The 14,048-nt window shown below is 62.0% G+C and carries 13 protein-coding genes; 2 read left to right on the top strand and 11 right to left on the bottom strand.

Annotated features, from left to right (window positions below):
• The 11 genes from KI610_RS19505 to KI610_RS19455 form a co-directional block, all read right to left on the bottom strand.
• Positions 1-537: a F0F1 ATP synthase subunit delta gene (locus KI610_RS19505; protein WP_226496594.1), complete on the bottom strand. Its 537-nt coding sequence runs from the start codon at positions 535-537 to the stop codon at positions 1-3.
• 3 nt (positions 538-540) lie between these two features.
• On the bottom strand, positions 541-1,011 hold the full coding sequence (locus KI610_RS19500) for a F0F1 ATP synthase subunit B (protein WP_226496593.1): 471 nt from the start codon (positions 1,009-1,011) through the stop codon (positions 541-543).
• Positions 1,012-1,051: 40 nt separating this feature from the next.
• Positions 1,052-1,312 carry a F0F1 ATP synthase subunit C gene (atpE, locus tag KI610_RS19495; protein WP_117610057.1) on the bottom strand — a complete coding sequence of 87 codons (261 nt, stop codon included), beginning with the start codon at positions 1,310-1,312 and terminating at the stop codon, positions 1,052-1,054.
• Between the two features lie 71 nt (positions 1,313-1,383).
• A complete protein-coding gene (atpB, locus tag KI610_RS19490; protein WP_226496592.1) occupies positions 1,384-2,184 on the bottom strand; it encodes a F0F1 ATP synthase subunit A in 801 nt (266 codons plus the stop codon).
• A gap of 16 nt (positions 2,185-2,200) precedes the next feature.
• Positions 2,201-2,557 carry an ATP synthase subunit I gene (locus tag KI610_RS19485; RefSeq protein ID WP_226496591.1) on the bottom strand — a complete coding sequence of 119 codons (357 nt, stop codon included), beginning with the start codon at positions 2,555-2,557 and terminating at the stop codon, positions 2,201-2,203.
• A gap of 119 nt (positions 2,558-2,676) precedes the next feature.
• Positions 2,677-3,531, bottom strand: coding sequence for a ParB/RepB/Spo0J family partition protein (locus KI610_RS19480; protein ID WP_226496590.1), 855 nt, complete (start codon positions 3,529-3,531; stop codon positions 2,677-2,679).
• Positions 3,528-4,289 carry a ParA family protein gene (locus KI610_RS19475; RefSeq protein WP_226496589.1) on the bottom strand — a complete coding sequence of 254 codons (762 nt, stop codon included), beginning with the start codon at positions 4,287-4,289 and terminating at the stop codon, positions 3,528-3,530. The genes KI610_RS19480 and KI610_RS19475 overlap by 4 nt, the downstream gene beginning before the upstream one ends.
• Complete coding sequence (gene rsmG, locus KI610_RS19470) at positions 4,286-4,903, bottom strand: 16S rRNA (guanine(527)-N(7))-methyltransferase RsmG (protein WP_226496588.1); 618 nt, start codon at positions 4,901-4,903, stop codon at positions 4,286-4,288. Before rsmG ends, KI610_RS19475 begins: the two co-directional genes overlap by 4 nt.
• Positions 4,900-6,831, bottom strand: coding sequence for a tRNA uridine-5-carboxymethylaminomethyl(34) synthesis enzyme MnmG (mnmG, locus tag KI610_RS19465; protein WP_226496587.1), 1,932 nt, complete (start codon positions 6,829-6,831; stop codon positions 4,900-4,902). The genes rsmG and mnmG overlap by 4 nt, the downstream gene beginning before the upstream one ends.
• Before the next feature lie 156 nt (positions 6,832-6,987).
• Complete coding sequence (locus tag KI610_RS19460; RefSeq protein ID WP_226496586.1) at positions 6,988-8,310, bottom strand: GGDEF domain-containing phosphodiesterase; 1,323 nt, start codon at positions 8,308-8,310, stop codon at positions 6,988-6,990.
• 1 nt (position 8,311) lies between these two features.
• A complete protein-coding gene (locus KI610_RS19455) occupies positions 8,312-9,631 on the bottom strand; it encodes an HD-GYP domain-containing protein (RefSeq protein WP_226496585.1) in 1,320 nt (439 codons plus the stop codon).
• Positions 9,632-9,791: 160 nt separating this feature from the next.
• Here KI610_RS19455 and KI610_RS19450 point away from each other — a divergent pair, with 160 nt between their 5' ends.
• On the top strand, positions 9,792-11,504 hold the full coding sequence (locus tag KI610_RS19450; RefSeq protein ID WP_226496584.1) for a response regulator: 1,713 nt from the start codon (positions 9,792-9,794) through the stop codon (positions 11,502-11,504).
• 129 nt (positions 11,505-11,633) lie between these two features.
• Positions 11,634-13,994, top strand: coding sequence for a DUF6600 domain-containing protein (locus KI610_RS19445; RefSeq protein WP_226496583.1), 2,361 nt, complete (start codon positions 11,634-11,636; stop codon positions 13,992-13,994).
• The last annotated feature ends 54 nt before the right edge of the window (positions 13,995-14,048 follow it).

The raw sequence follows: 14,048 nt of genomic DNA, 5'->3' as shown, positions 1-14,048 counted from the left end.
CTAGTTGTTCAGCGCCGTAGCCATGGCGTCGAGCTTGCCGCGGACTGAAGCATCCAGCATCTGGTCGCCAACGATTACCTTGATGCCACCAATCAGGGTCGGATCAACCGACACTGAGGTCTCGAGCCTGGTCTTGAAGACGGTTTCGAGTTGGGGCACCAGGGCTTTCACCTGGTTGTCATCGATCGGGAAGGCCGAAATGATTTCGGCTTGCTTGGTGCCTTCCTCGGCGCGCTTGTAGCTTTCGTACAAGCCGGCGATTTCCGGCAACAGCCCCAGACGGTCGTTGTTGGACAGCAGCTGGATGAAGTTCGCCAGTTCCGCATCTACCGCCGTACCGCAGGCAGACCGGAAGAGGTCGACCAGTTGCGGGGCCGCCACATTGGGATCGCCGATAGCCGCACGGACTTCGGGACTGGCGGCCACCTGGGCGAGCGTTGCAGCTTGCTCGGCCCACTTGGCCAGATTGCCGCTTTCCTTGGCCGCGCGAAACAGGGCTTCGGCGTAAGGGCGGGCGATAGTGACGGATTCAGCCATTGCTTACAGGTCCTGTTTCAGGGCGACCAGCATGTCGGCATGCGCGGACGCGTTGATTTCCTTGCGCAGGATCTTCTCGGCACCAGCAACCGCCAGTTCGGCGACGCGCTCACGCAACTGCTGCTTGGCGCGTTCGACTTCCTGATCGATTTCGGCTTTGGCGCCGGCGACGACCTTGTCGGCCTCAACCTTGGCGGTGCCCTTGGCTTCTTCGACGATCTGTTGCGCACGCTTTTCGGCTTGAGCGATGAGGTCCGAGGATTTCTCCTTGGCTTCCCGCAACGCGTCAGCGGAACGCTTGGCAGCGAGTTCTTGCTCGTGCTTGCCGCGTTCAGCTGCAGCCAGGCCATCAGCGATCTGTGCTTGACGGTCTGCCATCGCTTTTTGCAGCGGCGGCCAGACGTACTTCATCGTGATCCAGATGAAGAGAGCAAACCAGATTGCCTGGCCAATCAGTGTAGCGTTGATATTCACGCTAACCTCCTGGTTATAAGGGTTACAGGGGCGCGGTTAATTACTTCAGCAGAGCCAGGAACGGGTTTGCGAAGAGCAGGAACAGAGCGATACCAACACCGATCATGGTCACGGCGTCGAGCAGACCGGCGACGATGAACATCTTGACTTGCAGCGTGGGGATCATTTCCGGCTGGCGAGCAGCACCTTCCAGGAAACGGCCACCCAGGATACCAAAGCCAATAGCGGTACCCAGAGCGCCGGCGCCGATCAGGATGGCTACAGCGATAGCGGTGTTGGAGAGGACGGTTGCGAGTTCCATGTTTACTCCTCAGTAAGGTAGGTTTGTTGCGGGGTTAAAGTTAAAAACTACTGAAAAACTGCTACTACGACTTAGTGCGACTCTGCCGCCATCGACATGTACACGATGGTCAGCATCATGAACACGAAGGCTTGCAGGGTAATAATCAGAATGTGGAACAGTTCCCAAGGCAAAGCCAGGGGTAGCTGGTAGATGCCGAGCAGGGCGATCAGGATGAAGACCATTTCGCCGGCGTACATGTTGCCGAAGAGTCGCAGGGACAACGAGATCGGCCGGGCGATTTCCTCAACGATACGGAACAGAAGGTTGATCGGAGCGAGTTTGAGACCAAACGGGACAGCGAACACTTCGTGCATGAAGTGACCGAAACCCTTTACCTTGAGGCCCATGACGATCGATATTACGAACACGGTGAGTGACATGGCGAATGTCAGGTTGGGGTCGGTGGTCGGGACAAACTTGAAGGGCATTTCATGATTGCCGGTGGCAGCTTGCAGCGCGACGGGCAGGAAATCGACCGGAATCAAGTCCATGGCGTTCATGACGAACACCCAGACAAAAATGGTAATGGCCAGCGGGGTAACCAAAGCGCTCTTGCCATGGAAGGTGTCGCGCACTTGCTGGTCGACCAGGCCGACCACCATCTCGACAAAGTTCTGGCCGCCTGACGGAACACCCGCAGTGGCCTTGCTTGCCAGCATGGCCATCAGGCCGAAAACCACCAGACCCAGAATGCCGGAAACCAGCAGGGTGTCGAGGTGGAAAGTCCAGAAACCGGTACAGACCCCATCGACCTTTGCGCTGTCTGCACAGACAGCGAGATTGGTCAGGTGGTGTTGAATGTAGCCAGTGGTGCCGCCTTCTGCGCTCATGTTTTCTCCAGTCAGCCTAGCGTTGCTTCAGCAGTGCCATCCAGTAGATGACGAAGGTTGATGCGTATCCAAGAAAGAGCGGCAGAACCGCCACCTCCTTGTACCCTAAAAACACTAGCGCAAAGCCGACGAGAGTGAGCAGAAACTTGAACCCCTCTCCGGCGGCTTGCGCCCGATATGCCTTGACCGGGTCGGCGCTCGAACTCATTCGCAAGGCTCTCAGGACGTATCCGAGATTGGCGATGAATCCGATTGATCCCCCGATCAGAACCGAGACTGCCGCATTTGTGCTGACAAACAAACCAGCCGCGATGGCCAGTACCGTTGTTAGCGCCGCCTGGCGACTGAGTATCCAGCTTACCTGCGGATGCAAGACATGCCTCGATCAATAACCGTGCGAGTGTAACGGAGTCTTATAGAGGAGTCAATTTCCGCAGTGCAAAAATTGAGGGTTTTCCCGTACTTTCTGTGGGTTACGATTAGTGACATGGCTTACGAATTCAGTCGTGAAATGAGGCCGTCGAGTTGATCCAGGCTCGAAAATTCGATGGTGACTTTGCCGGCGCCCTTTTTGTTGGAGCGAATGGCGACATTGGCGCCTAGCCCGTCGGATAGACGTTCCTGCAGACTCAACAGGTCGCGGCCGATGGTTTTTTCGGGCGCATGTTTGGGCGGATTCAATAGTTGCTGGACCAGTCGTTCGGTTTCGCGGACTGACAGGCCCTTCTGCACGATGCGCTGAGCAACGCCGACCTGCTGGCCGCTGGAAATTGGCAACAGGGCACGGGCATGGCCCATGTCGATCTGGCCTGTCATCAGCAATTCCTGAACCGGCGCGGTCAGTTGCAGCAAACGCAGTAAATTTGAGGCGGCTGGGCGGGAGCGGCCCACGGCATCGGCTGCCTGCTGGTGGGTCAGGCCGAATTCATCGATGAGGCGTTGCAAGCCCTGGGCTTCTTCGAGTGGATTGAGGTTCTCGCGCTGGATGTTCTCGATGAGCGCCATGGCCAGCGCCTGTTCGTCCGGAATGCTGCGGACAAGTACTGGAACTTCCTTTAGACCGGCCAGTTGGGAGGCGCGCCAGCGGCGTTCGCCGGCGACGATTTCATAACGCTCGGCACCGGGCGTGTTGTTGACGGCGCGCACGAGAATCGGCTGCATGACGCCCTGGGCCTTGATCGAGGCGGCGAGTTCGGCCAGCGAGTCCTGATCCATGTGGGTGCGCGGCTGGTATTTGCCAGGTTTCAGGCGTTCGACCGGCAGGTTGCGCAGTTCGTCTTCGGGCTTGGCATCGCTGCCGGAGAGCAGCGCGTCGAGGCCGCGGCCGAGTCCTTTCATCTTGATCATGCTGCGGTCCTTTCGAGGATTTCCTGGGCGAGGGCGCTGTAGGCTTGGGCGCCCTTCGAGTTCTTGTCGAAGGCGATGACCGGCTTGCCGTAGGACGGCGCTTCGGCCAGGCGGACATTGCGCGGCACGATGGTCTTGTAGACCTTGTCGCCGAAGTGGCTTTCGAGTTCGCTGGAAACCTGCTGGGTCAGCGTGCTTTGGCCGTTGTACATGGTGCGCAACAGGCCTTCGATTTCGAGGCGGGAGTTGAGGTGATGGCGCACCTTGCGCAGCGTTTCGACCAAGTCGGACAGACCTTCCAGCGCGTAGTACTCGCACTGCATCGGGATCAGCACGGAATCGGCGGCGACCAGGGCGTTGACGGTCAGCATGTTGAGGGCTGGCGGGCAGTCGATCAGGACGAAATCATACTCGGCGTGGTTTTGCGCCAAGGCCTTTTTCAGGCGGTATTCGCGTTGGTCGAGCTCGATCATTTCGACTTCGGCGCCGGCCAGTTCGCGGTTGGCGGGGAGTATATCGAAGTCAAAAGCAGTCGCGATGCAGACTTCGAGCAAGGTCGCGGCGCCGATCAGCAGTTGATAGACGGTGGGCAGTGTTTCTTTCTTGGGTATGCCGGACCCGGTCGTCGCGTTGCCCTGCGGATCCATGTCGATGAGCAGGACGCGCTTGCCCTCGGCGGCCAGCGACGCCGCCAGATTGACTGCGGTGGTCGTCTTGCCGACGCCGCCTTTCTGGTTGGTTATGGCGAGTACTTTCATGACCCGGCTTTCAAAATGATCAAATGTCGTTCGGCATCCAGCCCGGGCACGCTGAGCGGGATGATTGATTCAACCGTGATATCGGCCGGCAGGGCCTTGAGTTCGTCGTCCGGTCGCACCCCTTTCATGGCCAACCAGCGACCGTTCGGGGCGAGCAGGTGGCGGGTCAGGCTGATGAAAAGGCCGATTTCGGCAAAGGCGCGCGAGCTGATCTGGGCGTATTGTCCGTGCATTTCCTCGACCCGGGCGTGGTGCACCGTAACATTCCTGAGCGCCAGTTCGATGACGGCTTGCTGCAGGAAGGTGGTTTTCTTTTGCACGGTGTCGACCATGCTGACGGAGAGTTCAGGTCGGGCAATGGCCAGCGGAATGCCGGGCAGGCCGCCGCCGCTGCCGACATCGAGCAGATTGCCGGCGCCGACATGGGGCAGGATGGCCAGCGAATCGAGCAGGTGGTGCGAGATGGCCTGGGCAGGATCGCGCAGCGCGGTCAGGTTGTAGGTCTTATTCCACTTGAGCAGCAGGTCGCGGAAGGCGAGCAGCTTGCTCTGCGCCTCGGCCGGCAGCGTAATGTCGAGGGCGGCCAGGCCGCTGGCGAGGGCGTTCTGACTCATGCGGCTTGCGACAGGTTGTGGCGCTTGAGGTGAATCAGCAGTAGCGAAACGGCAGCTGGCGTAATGCCCTGAATACGCGATGCCTGGCCGATGGTCTGTGGCTTGTGCTGGTTGAGCTTCTGCTTGACCTCGTTGGACAGGCCGGCGACCGTGGTGTAATCGAGATCGGCCGGTAGCGCGGTGTTTTCGTAGCTGGAAGACTTGGCAACTTCCTCGGCCTGACGGTCGATGTAGCCCTGATACTTGGCGGAGATTTCGAGTTGCTCGACGACCGCCGGGTCCATTTCAATTTTGGGCAAATTTTCCGGTTGACCGTGAAATTCGGCTTCGCCGCCGGTTTCGTGAATCGGCAGGGTGATGAGCGCTGCGTAGGACACCTCGGGCCGGCGCAGCAGTTCGAACAGGTTGTATTCGTGTTCGATTGGTTTGCCCAGTACGCGGATGCAATCTTCGGCCGGGGTCAGTTTGGGATTGACCCAGGTTGATTTCAGGCGTTCCTGCTCGGCGGCGATGGCGTCGCGCTTCCGGCTGAAGGCTGACCAGCGGATATCGTCGACCAGACCGAGGGCGCGGCCCTGTTCGGTCAGGCGCAGATCGGCGTTGTCTTCGCGCAGGCTTAGGCGATATTCGGCGCGGCTCGTGAACATCCGGTAGGGGTCGGAAACGCCGCGCGTGATCAGGTCGTCGACGAGCACACCGAGGTAGGCTTCGTTGCGTTTCGGGCACCAGCCGGCTTCGTCGCGCACGTAGCGGACGGCGTTGATGCCGGCCAAAAGGCCCTGCGCCGCGGCTTCTTCGTAACCGGTGGTGCCGTTGATCTGGCCGGCGAAGAACAGGCCGTTGATGGCTTTGCTTTCCAGCGTGTCCTTGAGGCCGCGCGGGTCGTAGAAATCGTATTCGATGGCGTAGCCGGGGCGCAGGATGTGCACGTTTTCCATGCCGCGGATCGAGCGGACCAGCGCCAGCTGAATGTCGAAAGGCAAGCTGGTCGACACGCCGTTCGGGTAAATCTCGTGCGTGGTCAGGCCTTCCGGCTCAAGGAAGACGTTGTGCTGGTTCTTGTCCGCGAAGCGGTGGATCTTGTCTTCGATCGACGGGCAGTAGCGCGGCCCGACGCCTTCGATGACGCCGGTGTACATCGGCGAACGGTCCAGCCCGCTGCGGATGATGTCGTGCGTCCGTTCGTTGGTTTCCGTGATCCAGCACGGCAGTTGGCGCGGATGCTGGGCGGCGTTGCCAAGGAAGGAAAAGACCGGCATCGGGGTGTCCGAGTGCTGCTCTTCCATCACCGAAAAATCGATGGTCTTGCCGTCAAGACGCGGCGGCGTGCCGGTTTTCAGGCGGCCTTGCGGCAGATTCAATTCCTTGAGACGGGCGGCCAGCGAATTCGAGGGCGGATCACCCATGCGGCCGCCGGTGTAGTTCTCCAGCCCGACGTGGATCTTGCCGTTGAGGAAGGTACCAGCGGTCAGCACAACGGCGCCGGCCATGAAACGAATGCCCAGCTGCGTCACGGCACCAACGACACGTTCGCCTTCGACGATCAGGTCGTCGCAAGCCTCGGCGAAAATGGTCAAATTGGGCTGATTTTCCAGTCGACCGCGGATGGCCTGTTTGTAGAGCACACGGTCGGCCTGGGCGCGGGTGGCGCGCACCGCCGGGCCTTTCGAGGCGTTCAAAATGCGGAACTGGATGCCGGCCTCGTCGGTCGCCGCTGCCATCGCCCCGCCCAGCGCATCGACTTCGCGGACCAGATGACCCTTGCCGATGCCGCCGATCGACGGGTTGCAACTCATCGCCCCGAGCGTGTCGAGATTGTGCGTCAGCAGCAGCGTGTTCGCACCCGCCCGGGCTGCGGCGAGCGCAGCCTCGGTGCCGGCGTGACCGCCGCCGACGACGATGACATCGAAACGGGTAGGATAGAGCATGAATTTGGCTTTGTTGCGGTGCAATAGCGGACTGCGGATTTTACTTCAGGGCGCTGAAATATCACAGGTTTTTGCCGGACCACCGTTCATGGAAACCACTCGGGGTTGAAGGCCATGCCCGATGCGTCACTGCTTTCGGGGCGCTGCCGTGCCGCCTTATTTTCCCGAGGTCAGGTTGGCTTTGCACCAGATGATGAAATCCGGGAGCGCTAGCGCCGGCGAGAACAGATAACCCTGGGCAAAGCGGCAGCCAAGAGCTTGCAGCTCATCGAGCGTTTCCTTCGTCTCGACCCCTTCGGCGACGATGGTCATCCCCAGTTTGCTGGCCAGTTGGATCACCGAGGCGATAATTTCGCGCGCCTTGTCCGAATCGACCACCTGCCGAACGAAAACCTGGTCGATTTTCACTTCCTGCACCGGTAGCCGTTGCAGGTAACCCATACCGGCGTAGCCGGTTCCGAAATCGTCGATCGACAGACGCAGGCCAAGCTGGCGTAGCCGGTTCAGGACATCCATGACCTGCCAGCTCTCCTCGATCATCATCGTTTCGGTGATTTCGAGCAGGAATTTCTGCGGTGGCAGATCCCAGGTCGCCAGCGCCTGGCCGATCATGTCCGGGAGTTCGACGTCGAGCAGATCGTTGGCCGAGAGATTGAGCGACAGCACGATGTCGATCCCTTGTTCAACCAGTTGCTTCTGGATTTGGGGCGCCTGATGCAGCAGCCAGCGATTGAAGGTCTGGCGCTCGCCAAGGCGGTCTATGGCTTCGAGAATGCGCGGCGGCGCCACCCATTCGCCGTTGCTGCGCTGCCAGCGCAACAGGGCTTCGGCACCAATACAGCGACCGCTGACGATGTCGACCTGTGGCTGCAGATAGAGCGCCAAGCCATGATTGTCGCTGAGCGCCTGGCGCAGTTCGGCGAGCAGTCCGTGCTCGTTTTCCCCCTCGGATTCCATCGATGGCTGGTAGGTCCGGATGTCGGGGCTGCCCTGTGCGGCAAGCAGGCGGGCGATACGCGCCGACTGCACGAGAAACAGCGCGTCGTCGCCATGGTCCGGCCAAATTGCAGCGCCCAAGGCCAGGCGGGGCAGGTGGCTGATGCTTCCGGTCTGGCCGGAAATAGCCATCAGGCTGTCGCGCAGGCGGATCATCGCCAGCATCGGGGCGGCGCTGCTGATCAGGTTGGGCTGGATAATCAGCCACTCCTCCTGGTTGACGGTATAGACGCGATCCTGTGGGCGTACTGTTGCCAGAATTTGGCGGCTGGCCAGAATGCGCAGCTTGTGGATGGCATCGGTCGATTGACGGAGGAGTTGCGGGTCAGGAACGATCGCCAGGGAAATGATGCCGAGTTGGCGTTCCGCTGCATTCTCCCGGATCATTTTGGGCAGATCGGCCAGGGCGCTGGCCAGCAGGGGAAGTCCCGTCGTCTGGTCGATACGGTCGCGCTGGCGGTTGACGAATGGGCGAGGACGCATGTCAGGTCAGATAGAACTCGCCGGGATCGATTCCGTAGGCATTGGCCGGCAGGGCGTGCAGGATTCGGTAGGGGGCGCCGGTTGGGGTCAGGGGATCCATGATCAGGTCGAGTGTGATCGGATGGCGCTCGATGCTCTTGTCCGGGCCAAGCAGGATCATCAGGCGCGGCTTCAGGCGGCGTACCTGGTTTTGTTGAATGACGACGCCAACCTCGCCGGTATTGAGTTCGACCAGGCTGCCGATCGGATACAGGCCGATGCACTGGATGAACTGGTCGATGACCGCGTCGCGGAACTTGGTACCGCGCATGCGAATCAGCGCTTCCAGTGCCTTTTGCGACGAAATGGCTGTGCCGTAGGCCCGGTCGCGGGTCATCGCACAATAGGTATCGACGACGCCGGCCAGTTCGCCGTGAAAGGAAATCCGCTCGCCTTTCAAGCGCCGGGGATAGCCGCTGCCATCAGCCCGTTCGTGGTGACTGGCCACGATCTCCAGGATGTGGTTGGGGAACACTTCCTGGCCGAGCAGCATTTCGAGTGAGCTGGCGACGTGGGACTGCACCAGCCGGTACTCTTCCTCAGTCAGGTTGTCGGGTTTGTTGAGGATCTCGGTCGGGATGTCGATCTTGCCGATGTCCTGCATCAGCCCGGCCACGCCGACCTGCTCGATGAGCTTGGAAGAAAGGCCAAGGAAACGGGCGAAAACCATCAAGTGCACCGAAACATCAAGGGCGTGATCGTATGAATACTGGTCGGTCGAGCGCAGGCGGGCCAGCCAGATCATCGCTTCCGGGTTGCGTTCGACGCTGCGCGCCATGGCGGAAACCTGCTTGCCGATCTCGTTGAGCGATATGGTTTCAGCGCTGGCAATGGCATCGCGGATTGATTTCAGCGTTCGCTTGACGTCATCGACGATCGGCGCCGAATAGAGCAGCTCGGCTTCCAGATGGCTTTGCTGGTCGGTCGAGTCGAGCTCGGGCGAATAGCGGTAGCGGCGTAGTACGGGCTCCATGCGCAGGTGGCGACAGATCGATGCAAAGTCGTTCGGCTGAGCATCGCTCACTTGCCGAAAAACAGGCAGGGCCCCTGGCTGGCGAGGTGCGTCGCGGCCGTGGTCACGCGGCGCATAGGCGTCGCCGAGCGAACGGCTACGATCGACCGTGACCTGTTGGCAATGTTGCTGCAAGGTGGCGATCTGGGCTTCGTTTTCGATCAGCAAGCCCTGCATGGGAAATGGCGTCTCGATCCAGGGGCGGTCAAGGTCGCTGACGAACATGCCGATCTGGAGGTCAAGGGTGAGAACAGTTGTTTTGTGCGACATTCCGGCCGGTTTGTGCGATCGATGCCAAGGATGGAACAATAACACGCGACTTTGCCCTGGACAGCCGGTTTGCATATGCCTTTCACCCTCTTTGTGCCGAATTACCGGGGCTTTTTGCCGATTCCTTGCCCTGTCCGGTGAACTCAAGTAAGTTTGCATAATGAGTACAAGCCAAGCCAAAGGGCCCAGCCCTCTCGACAACGACGAGATGCTGCTGGTTTTGCAGCAGTCGCTGACTAAAAAGAGGGTCCTGATCGTCGATCGCCATTCGCCGGCGCGCGATTCCCTGCGCCTCATGCTCGGTGCGCTCGGCGTGACGCTGGTACACGGGGCCGGCAATTCGGCCGAGGTCATCCGTCAGGTCAAGACCAACCGTTTCGACATCGTGCTTTCCGACTTCGTCCTCGACGACGGCCGGGACGGCCAGCAACTGCTCGAAGAACTGCGCCACGCCCACCTCATCCCGTTGTCGACGGTGTACATGATCATCACCAGCGAGCGCGGTTACACCAACGTCGTTTCGCTGGCCGAGCTGGCCCCCGACGATTACCTGATCAAGCCGTTTACCGCCGAGCAGTTGAAGGCCAGGCTGGTCCGATCAATCTACAAAAAACACGTGTTGCGGCACATCTACGAGCAAATCGAGCGCGGGGCCCTGCAGGAAGCCATCGTCGCCTGTGATCGCGTCATTCATCAGCAGCCGCAATACATGTACGACGCCCTGCGGTTCAAGGGCGATCTGCTGCATACGTTGGGCAAGACCCATGAGGCCGAAGAGATTTTCCGGCGTGTCCTCGAAGGGCGCGTTGTGCCCTGGGCCAAGATGGGGCTGGCCATGGCCCTGCGCGACCGGGGGGCGCTTGACGAGGCCGAACAGCTGGCCGAACAGGTCACGGCCGAGGCGCCTGACTACCTGTCGGCCTACGATTTCCTGGCCTCGGTGCACGAAGCCCAGGGCAAGCTGGAGGCGGCGCAGCAGACCCTGCAGCGGGCGGCCGATGCTTCGCCGCACAATACCGTTCGGCAGCGGCTGGTCGGCGACGTGGCGGCCCGCAACAACGATTTGCTGGCGGCCGAGAAGGCTTACGGCAAGGTTATCGAGCGCAGCAAGGGATCGAGCCTGCGGACGGTGGACGACTTTGCCAACCTGTCGCGCGTGCTGGTCGAGCGGGGTAACGTCAGCGCCTCGCGCAAGATTTCGGCGGAGATGAAGCGCGAATGGCGCGGCGACATGCAGGCTGAGCTGGCGGCGCTGGTGACCGAAAGCCTTTGCCTGAACAGCGAAGGCGCGGCCGACAAGGCCCAGCATCTGGTTGATCAGGCGCTGGCCTTGCAGAAAATGATCGTCGACGAGGCGGCCGAAAAAGGCAAGCATGTGTCGCAGCGGCTGGCGGTCGATCTGGCCCACGCCTGCTACGCCACCGGCAAGGAAGGCGAGGCGACGAAGATCATGCGTCAGGTCGCTGCCGAAAACCATGAGGATGCCCACCTCATCAACCACATCACCAGCGTCTTCGAAAAAACCGGCCAGCCCGATGCCGGCAAGGCGATGCTCGACCAGGTTGGCAAGGAGATTGTCGAACTCAACAACAAGGGCGTTCTGGCAGCCCGCAGCGGCGATCTGGAAGGTGCCGTGAAGTTGCTGATCCAGGCCGTCGAGCAAGTGCCCAACCTGCAATTCCTGGTCAATGCCGCCAAGGCCATTTTCGCCTTGATGGACAAGAAAGGCTGGGATGCTGAACTGGCGGCCCGGGCACTCGACTACCTGCAGCGCGCCCAGCGCAAGGACCGCAAAAGCGCCAAGGTGGCCTCGGCCCGCGAACTGTACGTCACGGTCGCCAAGAAGTACGGAATTGCCACCGACAAAACCTGAATAGTCGGCGCGGCAACATTTTGAAACCATTTAGTTGCCCCGCTGACTCATCCTTTCTCGTGCTGGCGCGTTGATTACACAGCGGTCCGCCTTTTCGTGCGGGCGGCGCTTTCCCTTCGGGAGTCCACGATGCTGCAATCCCTGCAAAAAATACTTGTCGCACTGACCATGGCGGTTGCCCTGCCCGCCCTGGCGCAGAGCGATCCACCGGCCCGCGTCGGGCGCCTGGCCTATTTTGAAAATCAGGTCGATTTTCGGGTTGACCGTGGCGATGAGGGCGGCCCGGCCACGCTCAACTGGCCAATCAGCAGCGGCGCCGTTCTCGAAACCGGGCAGCGCGGCCGGGCCGAGGTGTGGATCGGTTCCACCGCCTATCGGCTGGCCGACGACAGCCAGGTCGAGTTTCCTGTCGTCGACGATGCACGGGTCGATGTCCGCGTCAGCGGCGGCAGCCTGGCGGTCAGCATCCTCGACCGCGATCAGGTCGATGACGTGGTGATCGCCACGCCCGATGGCAATGTCCGTTTCCTGACGCCGGGGCGCTATCGCATCGACGTCTTCGCTGATCGCAGCGAACTGAGCGTGCAGGCCGGCCGCGCCGTTTTCGATGACGGCCAGCGGGCGACACCGGTTGCTGCGGGCCAGAAGGTCAGCCACTGGAGCGATGGCAACGAGCAGCTCGATGCCGACCGCAGCAACGATGCCTTCGACCGCTGGGTGGCCAATCGCGAGAATGTGACGCTGGCCAGCCAGTCCCGCCGCCACGTTTCGCCGCACATGACCGGCTACCAGGACCTCGACGCCTACGGCGACTGGCAGACGGCGCCCGATTACGGTTCCGTCTGGTATCCGCGCGCCGTGGCCGACGACTGGGCGCCCTACCGCTATGGCCGTTGGGCCTGGGTCGCCCCCTGGGGCTGGACGTGGATCGACCAGGCGCCGTGGGGGTTTGCCCCCTTCCACTACGGCCGTTGGGCAATCATTCATGGCCGCTGGGGCTGGGTCCCCGGCCGCCTCGCCGCTCGCCCGGTTTACGCGCCGGCCCTGGTCGCCTGGATTGGCAACCCGGGCTGGAGCGTTGGCTTCAGCTTCGGTGCCGCCCCGGCCGTCGGCTGGTTCCCGCTCGCCCCGCGCGAAGTCTATGTGCCGGGTCATCGGCACAGTTCCAACTATGTCCGCCAGATCAACGTCATGCACGTACACGACGTCAAAATTATCGACCGCGCGATGCGTCCCGGCGGGCATGCCCCCTTTGCCCACCACGCCTTGCCGCGTGCCGTGACGGTTGTTCCAGCCAATCTGGTCCGCGAAGGCCGGTCGATCACCTCACGCGAAATTCAGCGGCAGGAGCGCCCGGCGCTGGGCCGTGCCCCGCTGGCCCGTTCCGCACCGAATGCCGACTGGCTGGCTCCTGCCCAAGGTGCCGTTCGTCCGCGCAACGACGAAAGACGCGAACCGATCAACCGGCCACGCCGCGATGTCGAATCCCCGCGGCTCAATGTCCAGGAGCGCGGCGCTCCGCGGTCAGAACCGATGCCGCGCGGTGCCGATCGCCCGGCTTTCCGTCAGCCGACGCCGGAAGCCGGGAATGCACGCGACAGCGAAACGCGCCGTGAAAACGGGCGCGGCTTCCCCGACATGCGCCCGGGAATTGAGAATCGTGGGCGTCCGGTTGAAGTTGCACCAGCTCCCACGCCACAACGTCGCGAGGCTGTGCCGCCGGAAATTCGCCGGCCAGTGCCGGAAGCTGGTCAGACTCAGCAATTCGACGGGCGCCGTGGCGGGTTCCGCCGCCCCGGAGACGGGCAGCCTGCGGTCGAAGCCGGCAAGATGCCGGGGGATGAACCGCCGGTCCGCCGTGAGATATCGCCGCCGGAGCAGCGTCAGGCAGCGCCCGATGCAGGCAGATCACCGCCGGCCGATGCGTCACCGATACAGCGTCGCGACGGTTTCCGCCGTCCGGGTGAAGCGCGTCCCGAATCGGAGATGCGTGGCCGCTCGCCAGAGGCAGCTCCGGTGCCGATGCGTCGCGACACGCCGGCGCCCGAAATGCGTAGCGAGGAGCGTCAGCCGCGGCCGATGATGGCGCCGCAGGAAAGAGAGCCGCGTCGCGAAGTGCGGGACATTCAGCGCATCGAACGTCCGGCACCACCGCCCCGCGAACGCGAAGCGCCGCAACCCATGCGCCAGCCGGAAATGCAGCGGCCGGCTCCGGAAGTCAGGATGCCCGCCCCGCCACCGGTACGCGAAATGCCGCAGCCGCGCGCCGAACCGCCGCGCCAGGAGTTCCGGGCGCCAGCTCCGGCCCCCATGCCGATGCCGCAGCAACGGGCTGAGCCACCGCGCCAGGAATTCCGGGCACCTCCTCCAGCCCCGGCCCCGATGCCCCAGCCGCGCGCCGAACCGCCACGTCAGCCGGCGCCGCAAGGCGGCCCGCAGCCGGAGAAACGTCGGCATCAAGGTGATGGAGACGACCATCGTGGGCGTTAAACGCTGAATGTGGTGACCGGGGCCGCGGCTGGCCCCGGTTACGCGTCGTTCGGC

This window comes from Ferribacterium limneticum (assembly GCF_020510565.1).
Taxonomy (GTDB): domain Bacteria; phylum Pseudomonadota; class Gammaproteobacteria; order Burkholderiales; family Rhodocyclaceae; genus Azonexus; species Azonexus limneticus_B.
Note: the sequence above shows the minus strand (reverse complement) of the source record. Positions and strands in the feature narration are given on the sequence as shown.